At 63.4% G+C, this 16,694-nt stretch carries 16 protein-coding genes and 1 other RNA gene; 5 read left to right on the top strand and 12 right to left on the bottom strand.

Annotated elements, in window-relative coordinates:
• Window positions 1–232: 232 nt before the first annotated feature.
• Window positions 233–594: RNase P RNA component class A (gene rnpB, locus BMY52_RS03065), an RNA gene on the bottom strand.
• A gap of 91 nt (window positions 595–685) precedes the next feature.
• A complete protein-coding gene (gene rsmI / locus BMY52_RS03060; RefSeq protein WP_090250790.1) occupies window positions 686–1,564 on the bottom strand; it encodes a 16S rRNA (cytidine(1402)-2'-O)-methyltransferase in 879 nt (292 codons plus the stop codon).
• A gap of 175 nt (window positions 1,565–1,739) precedes the next feature.
• Here rsmI and BMY52_RS03055 point away from each other — a divergent pair, with 175 nt between their 5' ends.
• From BMY52_RS03055 to BMY52_RS03040, 4 genes are read left to right on the top strand one after another with little or no spacing between them, the layout of a single operon-like run.
• The gene (locus BMY52_RS03055) at window positions 1,740–3,617 is read left to right on the top strand and encodes a penicillin-binding protein activator (protein WP_177169822.1); all 1,878 of its coding nucleotides are present in this window, start codon (window positions 1,740–1,742) and stop codon (window positions 3,615–3,617) included.
• Window positions 3,611–3,964, top strand: coding sequence for a YraN family protein (locus tag BMY52_RS03050; protein WP_090250784.1), 354 nt, complete (start codon window positions 3,611–3,613; stop codon window positions 3,962–3,964). Before BMY52_RS03055 ends, BMY52_RS03050 begins: the two co-directional genes overlap by 7 nt.
• Window positions 3,965–3,982: 18 nt before the next feature.
• Complete coding sequence (locus tag BMY52_RS03045) at window positions 3,983–4,576, top strand: phosphoheptose isomerase (protein WP_090250783.1); 594 nt, start codon at window positions 3,983–3,985, stop codon at window positions 4,574–4,576.
• Window positions 4,573–5,985 carry an FAD-binding oxidoreductase gene (locus tag BMY52_RS03040; RefSeq protein ID WP_090250780.1) on the top strand — a complete coding sequence of 471 codons (1,413 nt, stop codon included), beginning with the start codon at window positions 4,573–4,575 and terminating at the stop codon, window positions 5,983–5,985. Before BMY52_RS03045 ends, BMY52_RS03040 begins: the two co-directional genes overlap by 4 nt.
• Window positions 5,986–6,297: 312 nt before the next feature.
• Here BMY52_RS03040 and BMY52_RS03035 read toward each other — a convergent pair whose 3' ends face one another.
• From BMY52_RS03035 to BMY52_RS03010, 6 genes are all read right to left on the bottom strand, one after another.
• On the bottom strand, window positions 6,298–6,708 hold the full coding sequence (locus BMY52_RS03035; RefSeq protein ID WP_090250778.1) for a ClpXP protease specificity-enhancing factor: 411 nt from the start codon (window positions 6,706–6,708) through the stop codon (window positions 6,298–6,300).
• Window positions 6,709–6,807: 99 nt separating this feature from the next.
• On the bottom strand, window positions 6,808–7,434 hold the full coding sequence (locus BMY52_RS03030) for a glutathione S-transferase N-terminal domain-containing protein (protein WP_090250775.1): 627 nt from the start codon (window positions 7,432–7,434) through the stop codon (window positions 6,808–6,810).
• An 81-nt stretch (window positions 7,435–7,515) separates the two neighbouring features.
• Complete coding sequence (locus tag BMY52_RS03025; RefSeq protein ID WP_090250773.1) at window positions 7,516–8,253, bottom strand: cytochrome c1; 738 nt, start codon at window positions 8,251–8,253, stop codon at window positions 7,516–7,518.
• Window positions 8,253–9,635, bottom strand: a complete 1,383-nt coding sequence (locus BMY52_RS03020) for a cytochrome b (RefSeq protein ID WP_090250770.1) — start codon at window positions 9,633–9,635, stop codon at window positions 8,253–8,255. The genes BMY52_RS03025 and BMY52_RS03020 overlap by 1 nt, the downstream gene beginning before the upstream one ends.
• Entirely contained in the window at window positions 9,632–10,234 is a 603-nt protein-coding gene (petA, locus tag BMY52_RS03015; protein WP_090250767.1) for a ubiquinol-cytochrome c reductase iron-sulfur subunit, read from the bottom strand. Before petA ends, BMY52_RS03020 begins: the two co-directional genes overlap by 4 nt.
• A 194-nt stretch (window positions 10,235–10,428) precedes the next feature.
• On the bottom strand, window positions 10,429–11,178 hold the full coding sequence (locus BMY52_RS03010; protein WP_090250764.1) for a Nif3-like dinuclear metal center hexameric protein: 750 nt from the start codon (window positions 11,176–11,178) through the stop codon (window positions 10,429–10,431).
• Window positions 11,179–11,241: 63 nt separating this feature from the next.
• Between BMY52_RS03010 and BMY52_RS03005 the strand changes: the two genes are divergently transcribed.
• Entirely contained in the window at window positions 11,242–12,396 is a 1,155-nt protein-coding gene (locus BMY52_RS03005) for a Do family serine endopeptidase (protein ID WP_090250762.1), read from the top strand.
• Window positions 12,397–12,493: 97 nt separating this feature from the next.
• On the opposite strand, the gene hisC is transcribed toward BMY52_RS03005, so the two are convergent.
• The 4 genes from hisC to hisG form a co-directional block, all read right to left on the bottom strand.
• Entirely contained in the window at window positions 12,494–13,582 is a 1,089-nt protein-coding gene (hisC, locus tag BMY52_RS03000) for a histidinol-phosphate transaminase (protein ID WP_090250759.1), read from the bottom strand.
• Entirely contained in the window at window positions 13,579–14,892 is a 1,314-nt protein-coding gene (gene hisD, locus BMY52_RS02995; RefSeq protein WP_090250757.1) for a histidinol dehydrogenase, read from the bottom strand. The genes hisC and hisD overlap by 4 nt, the downstream gene beginning before the upstream one ends.
• Before the next feature lie 14 nt (window positions 14,893–14,906).
• Window positions 14,907–15,968, bottom strand: coding sequence for a 3-deoxy-7-phosphoheptulonate synthase (locus BMY52_RS02990; RefSeq protein ID WP_090251131.1), 1,062 nt, complete (start codon window positions 15,966–15,968; stop codon window positions 14,907–14,909).
• An 83-nt stretch (window positions 15,969–16,051) separates the two neighbouring features.
• Entirely contained in the window at window positions 16,052–16,693 is a 642-nt protein-coding gene (gene hisG, locus BMY52_RS02985; protein ID WP_090250754.1) for an ATP phosphoribosyltransferase, read from the bottom strand.
• Window position 16,694: the final 1 nt, after the last annotated feature.

Below are 16,694 nucleotides of genomic sequence, written 5' to 3'. Positions count from 1 at the left end.
CCGGCGCGGACATGAAGATTTATACTTGCGTCACAAATACTTACAAAAACCTTCACAGGTGGAATGAGGGAACCCGGGGCTTGCATGAAGGGTTTCAATATTTGTCAGTTGGTTGCAGGATACTTCTGAAAACAGGATACGAAAAAGGCTCCATGAGCTTGGCTCATCGAGCTTTTTTTAGACAAGGGGCGGTGGGGAAAAGTGGGGGCCGGGAGGCCCCCGGAGGGAAAATGAGGGGAGTCGGCCGGTAAGCCGGGTTCTGTCGTGGACAATCATTCCTCTGGGGCGCGCGTCACCACACGCCTCTAGCAGCCTACCCGGGTGCAATGCGGGCCACACCAATGCACCCCTATTTGGCCTTGCTCCGGACGGGGTTTACCTTGCCACGGCGTGTTACCACCCGCGCGGTGCGCTCTTACCGCACCTTTTCAACCTTACCTGTGCCCCTGCCCGGAGGCGGGGACCATCGGCGGTATGTTTTCTGTGGCACTTTCCGTCGGCTCGCGCCGCCCAGGCGTTACCTGGCGCCCTGCCCTGTGGAGCCCGGACTTTCCTCTGCGACGTGGGGTCCGCAGCGACTGTCTGGCCAACTCCAGGTCCCATCATACTGTAAATTTGGATAGTTTCAAGAGGCATGAACATCCATCATCAGCCATTGCCGGAGGCAAGGGATGAGGAGTCGACATCATGCCTTCCCTTTGAGCGCCAGGGCCTGCTGATAGAGATCATTCTTGGGGGCGCCCGTGATCTGAGACGCCAGCTTCGCCGCCTGCTTCACCGGCATCTGCGCCAGACACAGTGCCAGCACCCGCCGTGCCTCAGCCGTCAAGGCCTCGCCGGGTGCATCCGGGGCCCCCGTGACCAGCACAACGAATTCACCCCGGGTGTGGTTGGGGTCGCTGGACAGCCAGACGCACAGGTCGTCCAGGCGCCCCCCCTGAATCTGCTCGAAGGTCTTGGTCAACTCCCGGGCCACCACCGCCCGACGCTCCCCGCCCAGAGTCTGAGCCATATCCTCCAGACTGCCCTGGATGCGATGACTGGACTCATAAAGGATGAGCGTGCCGGAAACCGCGGCCAGGGCCTCCAGGCGATGGCGACGGGCCTGAGCGCGGGCGGGTAGAAACCCCTCGAACCAGAAACGGTCGGAGGGCAGACCACTGGCCGACAGGGCCGCGATCAGGGCGGCGGGACCGGGGATGGGCACTACCCGAATGCCGGCGGCACGGGCAGCCGCCACCAGCCGAAAACCCGGGTCGCTGATCAACGGGGTGCCGGCATCACTGACCAGGGCCAGGGATTCTCCCTGGATGAGCCGCTGGATCAGGGCCGGTACCTGTCGGTCTTCGTTGTGCTCATGCAGGCTCACACGGGGCGTCTGGACCCCGCAGTGGGCGAGCAGCCCGGCCGTGTGGCGGGTATCCTCGGCTGCGATCAGGTCGACACCGGCGAGCACCTGCACGGCGCGCGGGGACAGATCCCCCAGATTTCCGATGGGCGTGGCCACCACATGGAGCACCCCACCCTCAATTGACACACTGGACCTCGGCCAAGATACTGACATTCCCATGAAAACAATACGTCAGTCTAACCCGGCACAAGCGCGCCGGGAAGGCTCGGCCACCCGCCCAATGCGACCCTGTGGATCACTGATGGACAGACAACCCCACCCCGGCCAGGCCCTCCACGGAAACACCCTCCGGGCAAGTGCCCTCTGGCGTGGGGCACGAACCGGGACCATGCTGCTGGTCATCATGCTGCTGATCTCCGCTTGCGCTGGCATCCCTCGCTCCATGGACGACGCCGAGGACCGCCTGGCCCAGGCGCAAGCCCTTGAAGAGGCCCAGGAGTACCAGCAAGCAGCGGATCTTTACCTGGAGATCGCACAGGGCCTGAGAGCCACACCCCGTGCGCGCGTTCAATTGGAGGCACTGGAGATTCTCACCCGGGAGGACGCCCCCCCCGCCCAGCGGGACCGGGCCGGGCAGTTACTGGAAGAGATCGACGCACGCCGTCTGGAAGGTGACGAGCCCGCGCGCCTGGACATCCTGGCGGCACGACTGGCATGGCTGGAGGAGGATCCCGATACCGCCCTCCAGAGGCTACCGGAAAATCCCGGTGCCCTGCCGGATCACCTGGCCCGCCAGGCCCTGGAAGTGGAGGCCCGTGCCCATGCCGCCCGGGCGGACTGGATACAGGCAGTGAACACCTGGGACACCCTGGGAGCACGCCAGCCGGATGAGGACCATCAGCAACAAATATACGAACGACTTTGGGCGCTCATCCAGGAACGGGACCGGGATACCCTCGAGGCCCTGAGGGAGCAGGCGCGCTCGCCTGCCACTCGGGGCTGGCTGGACCTGGGGCATGTGGCGCAGACCACGCCCCCCAGTCCACGCGCCCTGGAAAGGGCCCTGGATGCGTGGCGTGAACGCCACCAGGACCATCCGGCCGACCCGCTCTTCCTGGAGCGCCTGCGAGAGCAATGGGCCGCCTACTCACGGCACCCGGATCACGTGGCGGTGCTGTTGCCGCTGACCGGACGATTCGGATCCTCGGCCAACGCCATCCTTGAGGGCATCGTGGCCGCCTACTACGACACCCCGCGGGAGGAACGCACAACGCTGCGGGTATACGACACAGGTGACCAGCCGGAAGCAAACTGGACACAGTACGAAAAGGCCGTGGAAGCCGGCGCCAGCCTGGTCATCGGCCCTCTGGAGCGCTCCGCGGTGAACCGCTTTGCCCGGGAATCTTCACTACCGGTGCCCGTGCTGGCGCTGAATCGGGCCGAGACTCGCGACAGTTACCCGGACACCCTCTATCAATTCGGGCTCAACCCTGAGGATGAAGCCATCCAGGCGGCGGAACGGGCGGTGCTGGATGGTCATCAGGATGCGGTGGTCATGGTACCCCGCACCGAACTGGGCGACCGTCTGCATCGTGCCTTTGAAGCGCGTTACGAGGCACTGGGCGGCCTGGTGCGTGATGTGCAGTTTTATGCCCCCGAGGCCACGGATTACAGCGACACCATCATCCAGGGACTACAGATCCGCGACACCCGCCCCACACATCGACGCCGCCCATCGCAGGACGGAGAGGCGGACCGGGAGGAACCCCGCTACCGCAGCGACGTGGATGTCATCTTCCTCTCCGGGGGCCCCCGCCAGGCTCGCCTGATTCGACCGCAATTGCGCTACTATCAGGCGGGTGACCTGCCGGTGATCGCCACATCACACATCTACTCCGGTCACGCCGATGCCCGCGCCGATGCCGACCTGAACGGGATCGTCTTCGCCGACATCCCCTGGCTGCTGGACCACGCCAATCCTCGCCCGGAACTGCGCGAAACCCTGGATGACCAACTCTCGAACATCTCTCGGCAATTGCCGAGACTGGTTGCCCTGGGCTTCGATGCCCTGCAGGTCAGCTCGTTGGTAGAACACCTGGCCCACCGCCCGGGCGAATACCACCAGGGACTGACCGGCCGGCTGCACCTGGACGAGCAACGGCGTATCATCCGCGAACTGAACTGGGCCCGCTTCATCGAGGGGGAACCGCGGGTGATAGGTGTCGGCAACGCGCTGATCAACCCGTTGGGCGACGCAGCATGGTGAACCGACGGGCCCAGGGTGATGTGGCCGAGGCCCGTGCACGGGCCTATCTGGAATCACAGGGGTTGCGGTTCCTCCGCGCCCAGTTCCGTTGCAAGGTGGGCGAGATCGACCTGGTCATGGAGGATCGGGACAGCCTGGTCTTCGTGGAGGTACGCCAGCGCCGATCCACCCGCTACGGGGGGGCCGCCGCCAGCATCAATCACCGCAAACAGCGGCGCATCCTGGCCGCTGCGGCGTATTATCTGCAAATCCATGGTTGCCAGCGCCCGGCCCGTCTCGATGTCATCGCCATCGAGGCTGATGACCGCATCCAGTGGATCCCCAATGCCTTCCAGGCACACGCCTGACTCAACCGAGCCCGTTCAATGAATCTGCAAGACATCATCCGCCAGACCTTTGCCGAAACCCTGGAGACCCAGCAGGCCGCGGCCGATGCGCTACCACCGGCAATCGAACTGGCTGCCAACAACATGCTGCGGGCACTGCTGGGCGGACACAAGGTGCTCATCTGTGGCAACGGGGGCTCGGCGGCGGATGCCCAGCATTTTGCCTCGGAGATGGTCAACCGGTTCGAACATGACCGACCGGGCCTCCCGGCCATTGCACTGACCACCGATACCTCCACCCTCACCTCCATCGCCAATGACGACGCCTTCGAGCAGATCTTTGCCCGTCAGGTCCGCGTGCTGGGTCAGGGGGGCGATGTCCTCGTGGCCATCTCCACCTCTGGCCGCTCACCCAATATTCTGGAGGCCATCCATGCCGCGCGTGAGCGTGACCTGCAAGTCATCGCCCTGACCGGACGGGATGGGGGTCCGCTGGCAGAGTTACTGACGGAGCGCGACGTGGAAATCCGTGTCCCCGCGGAGCGCACGGCACGGATCCAGGAGACCCACCTGGTGGTCATCCACTCCCTGTGCGACCTGATCGACCGGCAACTCCTGGGCATCCGCACATGACCGCTTCCGCCCCGGACAAGCCGCTGCCCAAGGCGGCCATCAAGGCCCTCAGGGATTCGGTTGGTGCAGCCAATCTGCTCACTGAAGCAGCCGATCGCTGGCCCTACGGGGGCGACAACTCACGCCTGCATGCCCCCCCGCAGGCGGTGGCCTTTGCCACCGAGGCCGACCAGGTCCAGGCCCTGGTGGATGCCTGCCGTAGCCATCTGATCCCCTTGGTGACCCGCGGGCGTGGTACAGGCACCACAGGTGCCACCGTGCCCGACCAGGGTGGCGTGGTCCTGTCCCTGGAGCGCATGAACCGCATTCTGGAAGTGGACCCCGACAACCGGATGATGGTGGTGGAGCCAGGCGTGACCAACCAGGCCGTACAGGACGCCGCCGCCGAACACGGCTTTTTCTGGCCACCGGACCCCACCAGTGCGGCTTACTGTACCGTGGGGGGCAACCTTGCCTACAACTCGGCGGGCCCGCGAGCCGTGAAATACGGTACCCCTCGGGAAAACACCCTGGGCCTGACCGCCGTGACCGGCAGCGGGCGCCTGCTGCGCACAGGTGTTTACACCACCAAGGGCGTGGTGGGCTACGACCTCACCCGCCTGCTGATCGGTTCGGAAGGCACCTTAGGGATCATCACCCAGGCCACCCTGCGCCTCACCCCCCTGGCGGAGGCCAAGCGCACCCTGCAGGCGGTGTATGGCTCCATGGACGCTGCCGCCCAGGCCGTCTCCCGCATCATGGCGCAACCGGTCGTGCCTTGTGCCCTGGAGTTCATGGATGGCCGGGCCATTGAGATGATCCGGGACTATTCCCAGGCACGCCTGCCCGAGGGGGCCGGGGCCCTGCTGATGATCGAAGTGGATGGCCCGCTGGCAGGACTGGATGAGGCCGCCAGGCGGGTGGCCGATGCGGCACGCGGAGAAGGCTGTCTGAAAGTGGAACTGGCCCGCTCCGAGGATGAGGTCAAGGCCCTCTGGGCCACCCGTAAGGCTCTCTCCCCCGCCCTGCGTCGCGTTGCGCCCAAGAAGATCAACGAGGATGTGGTCGTGCCGGTCTCCCGGATCCCCGATTTGATCCGGGGTCTGGAGTCCCTGGGTCGCAAGCACGACATCACCATCGTCTGCTTCGGTCACGCGGGCAACGGCAATATCCACGTCAATCTGCTGATCGACCCCGACGACCCCCGCCAGATGAAGGCCGCCGGGGCCTGCCTGGATCAGGTGTTCACCCTGGTACTGGACCTGCGCGGCAGCATCTCCGGCGAACATGGCGTGGGGCTGGCCAAGCGGAATGTCGTGGGCCGGGAGCTTGGAACAGAGGTGCTCAGCCTGATGGAGGGCATCAAGGCCACCTTCGATCCGGCGGGGATCCTGAACCCGGGCAAGGGCGTGCCCCCCTCCCCGCAGTAGCACCGCCACCAGAAGGGCACCCCGATGTGCCGTTTGTGTGTGTGGAAGCGGCCCTCGGCCGCGAAGGGTCACCCCGCGCACCATCCCCTTCGGTTGGCACTGGGGTGAACCACGGCGGGGTGGTATGCCTGTCCGCGGGACGCCGTGAATACTTCCCTGTAGGCTTGACCGCCGCATCCCTGCGGCGAACACCCGCTCCCAGGCACACCACCCCGCCGTGGTTCGGATGCTGTCGTGGCTTCGTTGTGAATAGACCCTTCGCGGCCGAGGGCCGCTCCCACACAGACACCCGCACAGGGCGGTGGGCGGGAGTTACTTGACTACCCGGAGGCTGGGGCCCTTCTTCTGAGGTCCGGATTCTCCCGTGCTCGGGCCACCGTCCTCACCACCGCCCTCCGGCGGCGGTTCCTCCCCATCCCCCGACTCGGCGAACATCATGCCCTGGCCATTCTCGCGCGTGTAGATGGCCAGCACGCGATCCACCGGGATGATGACGTTCATGGGGCGCCCACCGAAACGGGCACTGAAGGTGACCTCATCGTTGCCGATATTCAGGGCACTGACCGCCATGGGCGCCACATTGAGCACGATGCGTCCTGCCTCCACGTACTCGCGCGGCACCACCACTTCCGGGGCCGCGTCCACCAGCAGGTGGGGGGTCATGTCATTATCGGCGATCCATTCGTAAATGGCTCGAATCAGGTAGGGACGGCTGGAAGTCATGGTAGGGCTCAAACTCGGCTGCTCTTGCTGACATGGGTCGCAGGGCATCCTCGCACCGACGAGTGACGAAAAGCCACCCCCCGCGTACGGCCCTGTTGATCAGTGCATTTCCTTTTCCGCCTCGGTCAGGCTGTGCTGGAAGGCCTCCCGGGCAAAAACGCGCCGGGCGTAATCCCGCATCGGCTTGGGCAACTTGTCCATGGGGATGCCCAGAGAAGGCAGACGCCACAGCACCGGCGCCACTGCCGCATCAACAAGACTGAATTCATCACTGAGGAAATAGGGCTTGATGGCAAAGATCTCGCTGGAAGACACGAGGCTCTCAAGCAGAATCTTGCGTGCTCGATTGGCTGACGCCTTGTCCGAGGCCGCCTCCAGATTCTCCACCCCCCGATACCAGTCCTGTTCGATACGATACAGGGCCAGACGGGCCGTGGCGCGGGAAACGGGGTCCACCGGCATCAGCGGTGGATGAGGAAATCGCTCATCCAGGTATTCCTGTATGACCTGCGTACCGTACAAAACCAGATCCCGGTCCACAAGCGTGGGCACGGAATTATAAGGATTGAGATGGGACAGGTCTTCGGGTCTGGATTCCGTGTCGATATGGGTGATATCGACGGTGATGTCCTTTTCAGCCAGCACGATCCTCACCGCGTGACAACGCGGGCAAGCGGGTGCTGAAAAGAGCGTCATGACGGATCTACGGTTGGCGACTAACGCCATGGAAGCTCTCCATCAGGCGGACCGCGCCATGCGCGGTCGCCAAACACGGGGGGCATCCCTGCCCCGGGCCAGCAATGACGATCAATGAACGTCGCGCCAGTATTCCTTCTTCAGCAGGTAGGCCAGGATGGTGAACAGGATCAGGAACCCGATCACGTACATCCCCATGGCTTCACGCTCCATCCGGATCGGCTCGGCCACGTAGGTCATGAAGGCGGTGATGTCACGGACCACTTCATCATACTCTTCGGTCGACATCTTGCCTTCTTCAACCAGTTCCAGCTCGATGTGGCCATCTTCACCCACATTCTTCTGCCAACCCTGGAGTTCCCAGAGGGCGTGGGGCATGCCCATGGCCTCGAAGGTGGCATTGTTCACGCCCAGGGGACGAGAATCATCCAGGTAGAAGTTACGCAGCACGGTGTAGATCCAGTCCGGCCCCCGATGGCGAGCCGTCAGGGTCAAGTCCGGCGCTGGCTGAGCAAACCATTCCTCAGCATCATCCGGACGCATCGCGATCTCGATCAACTGCCCCACGCCAGTGGGATCACCGGCAGCATCACGGGTGTGGACAAACTTCTCCGCCACCTGCTCTTCGGTAAGCCCCAGATCCTGGCCGATACGGTTATAGCGCGCATGCTCCAGGGAGTGGCAACCGATGCAGTACTGGAAGAAGTACTCCGCGCCCCGCTGTAGTGAGGTGGTGTCTTCCAGGTTGATGTTGGCGTCATCCACGGGAACCGACGGACCCGCAGCCAACGCAGCCCCTCCCGGCACCGCAAAGGCAATTACAAATGCACATGTCAAAAGCTTTTTCATCACGAAGTCACCCTCGCCGGAACCGGCTTTTCCTCGTTGAAACTGGTGTACAGGGGCCCCAGCAGGCAGATCGCCAGATAGGCCGTGGGCAGCAACCACCAGGTCATGGTCATGGTTGGATCCGCGCCAGCTTCAACACGCAGGAAATCCCAGTAGGTATAGCCGGCCGCGAGCACCAGGAAAGACCCCCAGCTGAACGCGAAGGATCTAGGCTTGCTGTGGAACCACAGCACGAAGAAGAACGCGCAGTAGATGGTCGTGAAACGCAGGCCCAGTTCCGCATAGAAGGGCTCGACCGCCTTCATGCCCAGCCAGCCCAGAATGACGAACGTAATACCAAAGGTCACCAGGTTGAGCTTGTGGATGGCGCTACGATAACGGATGGAGTTGATGGGGTTCCGGTCCAACCAGGGCAGGAAGAACAGGATCAATACTGCACCAAACATCAACAGCACGCCCAGGAACGGATCCGGTATCACACGCAGGATCGTGTAGAAAGTGCCGAAGTACCACACCGGGTGGATCAGGTCAGGTGTCACCATCGGATCGGCCTGAATGAAGTTGGACTTCTCGATGAAGTAACCACCCATATCCGGAGCGAAAAACACCACGGCGAAGAACAGGATCAGGAAAACCCCGAAGCCGATCATGTCCTTGACGGTGTAGTAGGGATGGAAGGGGATGCCATCCAGGGGAATGCCATCGTCACCGGTAAACTTCTTGATTTCCACACCATCCGGATTATTGGAACCCACAGCGTGCAATGCCACGATGTGAGCGAACACCAGCATGATCAGCACCAGCGGCAGGGCTGCCACGTGCAGGGCGAAGAATCGGTTCAGTGTTGCATCGGAGATCAGGAAGTCCCCGCGGATCCAGGTCACCAGCTCACCGCCGATGAAGGGGATGGTGTTGAACAGGTTGACGATCACCTGAGCCCCCCAATAGGACATCTGCCCCCAGGGCAGCATGTACCCGGCAAAGGCCTCGGCCATGAGCACCAGATAGATGGCCACACCAATCACCCAGATCAGTTCGCGCGGCTTCTTGTAGGAGCCATAGAGCAGGGCCCGGAACATGTGGAGATACACCACGATAAAGAAGGCTGAAGCGCCCGTGGTATGCATGTAACGAACCAGCCAGCCCCATTCCACGTCGCGCATGATGTATTCGACGGAGGCAAAGGCCAGATTGGCATCCGGCTTGTAAAACATGGTCAGGAAGATACCCGACACGATCTGGATGGCCAGCACCAGCACGGCCAGGGAACCGAAGTAATACCAGAAATTGAAGTTTTTCGGCGCGTAATATTGCGCCAGGTGCTCATTCCAGGTCTTGGTAAGCGGATACCTGGCGTCGACCCATTCAAGAAGACCTCTCATAATGCGACTCCTTCCTCGTCCTCGCCGACGACGAGCAGCGTGTCGGACACATACATATGCACGGGCACCACCAGATTGGTGGGGGCGGGCACGTTCCGCCATACTCGACCGGCCAGGTCAAAGCGCGAGCCGTGACAGGCACAGAAATAACCACCCTTCCAGTTCTCTCCCAGATCCGAAGGGGCGATTTCTGGGCGATAGCTCGGCGAGCAGCCCAGGTGCGTGCAGATGCCGATGAGAACGGAGTATTCCGGCTTTCTGGACCGGGTTTCATTTTGCGCGTAGGCAGGCTGCTGCGTCTCCACCTCGGAATCGGGATCCACCAACCGGGGACGGTTTTCAGGCAGCATGTCCAGCATTTCAGGGGTTCTGTGAGTCACCCATACCGGCTTGCCGCGCCATTCCACCACGATCAATTGACCTGGCTCGACCTGACTGACGTCGAATTCCACTGGAGCGCCAGCTGCCTGGGCGCGGGCACTGGGCGCCCACGTTGACAGGTACGGATACGCTAACCCGACGACCCCGGCCCCGCCGACCACGCTGGTCGCCGCCACCAGGAATCGCCGTCGATTCTGGTTCACGTCTTCATAAGACATTAATTAAGATCTCCCGTTGAGTTCCAACAAAAAGCCGCTGGCCGCTGGGCGCCCGGCATTGGCCGAACGCGTAGACACACGCTCGCCTACCACTAAAACCCCTCGACCCACCGGGGCACTCAAAACGCGGTAGCATTCCCGAAGACGCTCTCGAGGTCAAGAGAAAACTCGAAGCGAATCTGTAACACATTGTTTCAAACAGGGTTATCAATGTCTATAAATTCATGCGAAAGTGCTAATATTCGCGCAAGATGATCGCCCACGGCCTTGGGTCCATAGCGTTCGGTGGCATGGTGCCCCGCCGCAAAAAAGTGAATGCCCTCCTCGCGTGCCACGTGCACGGTCTGCTCCGAGACCTCCCCGGTGATGAAGGCATCCAACCCCAGGTTCACGGCTTGCTCGATCATCCCCTGGGCGCCCCCGGTACACCAACCCACGCGTCGGATGGACTCAGGACCTGATGGGATCCACAAGGGTTCACGCTGCAAACGCCGGGCAATGCGATCCTTCAGTTCGGCCCCGGAGAGGGCTTGTTGCGGGCGACCAAAGTTGCCCACGCCGTCAGGGCGCATGGAGCCTTCCACCTGGAACTCCAGCAATCGCGCCAGCTGGGCGTTGTTACCCCATTCCGGATGGGCATCCAGCGGCAGATGATAGGCCAGCAGATTGATGTCATGAGCCAGGAGCAGGCGCAGACGCTCGCGTTTCATGCCAGTGACACAGGCATCCTCACCTTTCCAGAAGTAGCCATGGTGCACCAACAGGGCATCGCCCCCCCGCTGGATCGCCGCCTCAATCAGGGCACGACTGGCGGTCACGCCCGTCACCAGCCTGCCCACATGGGGCCGACCCTGCACCTGCAGCCCGTTGGGACTATAGTCGGCGAAGGCGCTCACGTTGAGCAGATCATCGACGTGACGCACCAGATCCTGAATGGCAACCATGGAGACCTCCGTAATGGGCAGCGCTTCAAACTGCGTATATAAGCATTGTGTTATTGTAGCCCCATGACGCGAATCAGTCCCTTTCTGATGCAGGTGGTCGGTGTCGGCGTGGCCGTGGCTGTCCTCATGCTGGTGTTCTTCCCCGGCCTGTTGCGGGATCCCCAGCCGCGCGTGGAAGTACTCCAGAGCGACCGGGCCACCCCGCTCGCATTGGGTGAGGGCCCTGTGTCCTATGCCGATGCGGTTGACCAGGCCACCCCGGCGGTGGTGAACATCAGCACCCGCAAGACGGTGGTACAACGCAGCCACCCCTTCCTGGATGACCCGGTCTTCCGCCAGTTCTTTGGTGATCGTTTCGACGCCCCGCAACGTCGCACCCAGACGAGCCTGGGCTCGGGTGTGATCATCAGCCCGCAAGGGTACATCCTGACCAATAACCATGTCATCGAGGGCGCCGACGAGATCGAGGCCATGCTCGCTGATGGTCGCAATCTGCCCGCCCAGGTGGTGGGCACAGACCCGGAGACGGACCTGGCGGTACTGCGGATCGACTCCGGCGAAGGCCCGCTGCCCAGCATTGTGGTCGGAGACTCACGACACCTGCGCGTGGGGGACGTGGTGCTGGCCATTGGCAACCCCTTTGGCGTGGGGCAAACCGTCACCCAGGGGATCGTCAGTGCCACCGGCCGCAACCGCCTGGGCATCAATACCTATGAAGACTTCATCCAGACCGACGCCGCCATCAATCCCGGCAACTCAGGGGGCGCCCTGGTGAATGCCCATGGGGAACTGGTAGGCGTGAATACCGCCATCTTCACCCGCTCGGGCGGCTCACAGGGGATTGGCTTCGCCATCCCCGTGGATCTGGCTCGGGATGTCATGACCCAGATCATCGAGCAGGGCGCGGTGGTGCGAGGCTGGCTGGGCATCGAGGTGCAGGAGATCACGCCGCAATTGGCCCGATCCTTCGGCCTGGAGAACAATCGGGGCATTCTGATCGCCGGCGTGCTGGGCACGGGCCCGGCAGCCCGAGCCGGCATCCGTCCCGGGGATGTGTTCACTCACATTGACGGTGACCGCATCAACGATGCCCAGGACGCCCTGAACTTCATCGCCCGCAAGGAGCCCGGCGAAACCCTGCGCATCAGGGGGCTTCGCGATGGGGAGCCCTTCGAGAGCCGGGCCGAGGTGGGGAAGAGACCGACGGCAAGGCGTTGATTCCGCTGCTGGCGGACCCAAGCCACCAGCGCCCCCTTTCGCGGCCGAGGGCCGCTCCCACACGGTCCTTTGGCAGCCCGGGGCCGCCGCTCACACTTCAGGTGGCGCTCGCGAGGGAGCCTTCCAGGGCCTTCAGGAAGTGCTGATTCTCCTCGGGGGTGCCCACCGTCACCCGCAGGCAGTCGGCGAGCAGGCCACCCTGGCCGGAGAGGTCCTTGATGAGCACGCCGCGATCCCGAATGCCCTCGAACACCTGACGGCCCTTGCCTTGCGGAACCCGGAAGAGGATGAAATTGGCCTCACTGGGGAACGGCGTCACCCCCGGCATCCCCTCCAGGGCCTGGCTCAGGGGCTCACGATCCCGGCGGATGGCGGCAGCCTGCTGATCCAGCACTTCGTGATGATCCAGGGCAAACTCTGCCGCCACCTGCGTGAGCACGTTCACGTTATAGGGCAACCGCACCTTTTCCAGTTCATCCATCCAGGAGGGCGGACCGCACAAATAGCCCAGGCGCAGCCCGGCCAGACCCAGCTTGGAGACGGTCCGCATCACCAGCAGACGCTCAAACCGCCCCACATCGGGCAGGAAGCTGTCATCGGCAAAGGGCCCGTAGGCCTCATCCAGCACCACCAGACCCGGCGCCCGGTCAAGCAGCGCCTCCACATCCCGCCGCGACCAGCGGTTACCGGTGGGATTGTTGGGGTAAGCCAGGAAAAGCACCGCTGGCTGATGGGTATCCAGGGCACGCTCCATGGCAGGCCGATCCAGGGAGAAGTCTTCGTTAAGGGGCACACCGACAAATTCCAGGCCCAGCCAGAGGGCAATCATGCGATACATGACGAAACCCGGCTCCGGGGCCATGATCACCCGACCGGGGGACGCCACGGCCATGAGCAGGATCTGGATCAGTTCATCCGAACCATTGCCCAGCATCACTCTGGCCGACTCGGGCACCTGCATCACCCGGCGCAGCGCCAGGGCCAGGCGCGTGCCCTGAGGATCGGGGTAGCGGTTCATGGCCACCGTGGAAAGACGCTCTGCCCAGGCCGTTTGCAGTGATGCGGGCCATTCGTAGGGATTTTCCATGGCATCCAGCTTGACCAGTCCCTGAGAAGAAGGCACGGGATAGGCGGACAGGGCCCGGATCTGGGGACGAATGAGATCTGCTGGCATGGTGGCGGTCATGGCCTGTCGTCCGGGTCCTGGCGGTATTCCGCAGAGCGGGCGTGGGCAATGAGGCCCTCGCCCCGGGCAAGCACCGACGCTGTACGGCCCAGATCAGCCGCGCCCGCCGCCGAGCACTGGATCAGGCTGGAGCGCTTCTGGAAGTCATATACCCCCAGCGGCGAGGAGAAACGGGCCGTGCGCGAAGTGGGCAGCACATGATTGGGCCCGGCACAGTAATCACCCACGGCCTCGGCCGTGTGCCGCCCCATGAAGATCGCCCCCGCATGCCGAATGCGCGGTAACAGGGCATCGGGATCGGCCACCGACAGCTCCAGGTGTTCCGGAGCAATATGGTTGGCCACCTGCACGGCCTCGTCCATGTCTTGCACCTGGATCAGCGCCCCTCGATCCGCCAGGGAGGTCCGGATAATCTCCGCCCGGGGCATCTCGGTGAGCAACTCATCCATGGCGGCCGCCACCATCTCGAGAAACGGGCCATCCGGGCTGACCAGCATGGCCTGGGCATCCTCGTCGTGCTCGGCCTGAGAAAACAGGTCCGCGGCGATCCAGTGGGGATCGGTCTTGCCGTCACAGACCACCAGGATCTCGGAGGGGCCGGCCACCATGTCGATGCCCACGGCGCCAAAGACCATGCGCTTGGCCGTGGCCACGAAGATGTTGCCAGGGCCGACGATCTTGTCCACTGGCGGCACCGTCTCGGTGCCATAGGCCAGCGCGGCCACCGCCTGGGCACCACCGATGGCAAACACCCGATCCACCCCCGCCACGGCCGCCGCTGCCAGCACCAGATCATTCACCACGCCATCCGGCGTGGGGACCACCATGATCACTTCGGGCACGCCGGCCACCTTGGCGGGGACAGCGTTCATGATCACCGATGAGGGATAGGCGGCCTTGCCGCCGGGCACATACAGGCCCACCCGGTCCAGGGGGGTGATCTGCTGACCCAGCACGGTGCCATCGGGCTCGGTGTAGCGCCAATCAGACATTTTCTGATGTTCGGCGTAGGCACGCACGCGCCCGGCAGCACGTTCCAGTGCCTCGCGCTGCTCGCCCGGGATGGCCTCCAGTGCCCGGGCAAGCCGCGCCTGGGGGATCTCCAGTTCATGCAGATCGCGGCACTCCAGACGATCGAAACGGGCGGTGTACTCCAACACCGCCGCATCGCCGCGGCGACGCACGTCCGCCAGGATGTCGGTGACAATACGGGTTACCGACTCATCGGAGACCCCTTCCCAGGCCAGCAGTTCGTCGAGCCGGGCCATGAAGTCGGCTTGCGTGGAATCCAGTCGATTGATCTTTGGCATGACAATATCTCCGGCTACGACGCCTTGGAACGGCGTTCCCGCACACCTGCCGCCAGATCGCGCAGCACGGGAATGGTGTCGTCCCAGTTCATGCAGGCGTCGGTGATGCTCTGCCCGTATACCAGGGGCTTGTCGGCGACCAGATCCTGCCGCCCAGCCACCAGATGACTCTCCAGCATAACACCCATGATGCGCCGATCGCCGCTGCTCACCTGCCGTGCCACCGAACCGGCCACCTCCACCTGCCGGGCCGGATCCTTGCGGCTATTGCCATGACTGCAGTCGATCATCATATGGGCGGGCAAGCCGGCATCCTGAAGGGCCTCGGCCGCCTCGTCCAGGCTCCTGGCATCGTAGTTGGGCTTGCGCCCACCGCGCAGGATGATATGACAGTCCGGATTGCCGGCGGTGGAGAAAATGGCCGAGTGCCCCTCCTTGGTCACAGACAGGAAGTGATGCGGCTTGGACGCCGAGCGAATGGCGTCAATGGCCACCTGCAGGCTGCCGTCGGTACTGTTCTTGAACCCCACCGGGCAGGACAGGCCCGACGCCAGCTCCCGGTGCACCTGGCTCTCGGTGGTGCGGGCACCGATGGCGCCCCAGGCCACCAGGTCGGAGACATACTGGGGGCTGATCAGATCAAGGTATTCCGTGGCCGCTGGCATGCCCTCCCGGGCCAGATCCAGCAGCAACCCCCGGGCCAGGCGCAGCCCCTTGTTGATCTCGAAACTGCCATCCAGGTTGGGATCGTTGATCAACCCCTTCCAGCCCACCACGGTGCGCGGCTTCTCGAAATACACCCGCATGATGATCACCAGATCCCGGGCCAATTCATCCCGCAGGGCCTTCAACTGACGGGCATAGTCCTTTCCGGCCTCCACATCGTGAATGGAGCAGGGGCCGGCGATCACCAGGAGTCGGTCATCGGTGCCCCGCAGGATACCCTGAATGGCCTGGCGGGCCTCGTGAACCGTCGTCGCGGCGGCCTCGGTGATGGGCAGTTCCTCGTGCACCTGCCGTGGCGGCGATGCCTCGCGGATATTGATGATCTTCAGGTCGTCGGTCAGGTGCTGCATGGGTACCTTGGACAATACGTGTCGAGTATGGGCAGGGACTTCCCTGGCTGAGGCCGGAGCCGTGGCTTCACCCCGGCGCGGGCTCATGCCGCCTGAGACACCGCCGTCTCCAGCGACTGGATCAGCGCCTTGACGCGAGCGGATTTCATCTTCATCGACGCCTTGTTGACGATCAAACGGGAACTGATGTCGGCGATGTGCTCCAGGGGTTCCAGGCCATTGGCGCGCAGCGTATTGCCGGTGTCCACCAGGTCGACGATGCAATCGGCCAGCCCCACCAGGGGCGCCAGTTCCATGGAACCATAGAGCTTGATGATCTCCACCTGCCGGCCCTGTTCAGCATAATAGTGGCGTGTGGTGTTCACGAACTTGGTGGCCACCCGCAGGCGCCCGGCCCGTTGTGTCGCACCGGGATGCCCGGCCACCATCAGACGGCAACGGGCAATGCGCAGGTCCAGGGGTTCGTAGATGCCCTCGCCACCGTGCTCCATCAGCACATCCTTGCCGGATACGCCCACATCGGCCGCCCCGTATTGCACATAGGTCGGCACGTCGGTGGCGCGGATCACCACCACTTTCACCTCTGGATGATTGGTGTCCAGGATGAGTTTGCGGCTGGTTTCCGGGTCGTCCACCGGCTCGATGCCCGCCTGGGCCAGCAACGGCAAGGTGTCCTTGTAAATGCGCCCCTTGGACAGGGCAATGGTCAACGTCTGTTCAGGCATG

This window comes from Ectothiorhodospira marina, from assembly GCF_900109495.1.
Taxonomy (GTDB): Bacteria; Pseudomonadota; Gammaproteobacteria; order Ectothiorhodospirales; family Ectothiorhodospiraceae; genus Ectothiorhodospira; species Ectothiorhodospira marina.
This window is presented reverse-complemented; position numbering and strand designations above follow the sequence as displayed.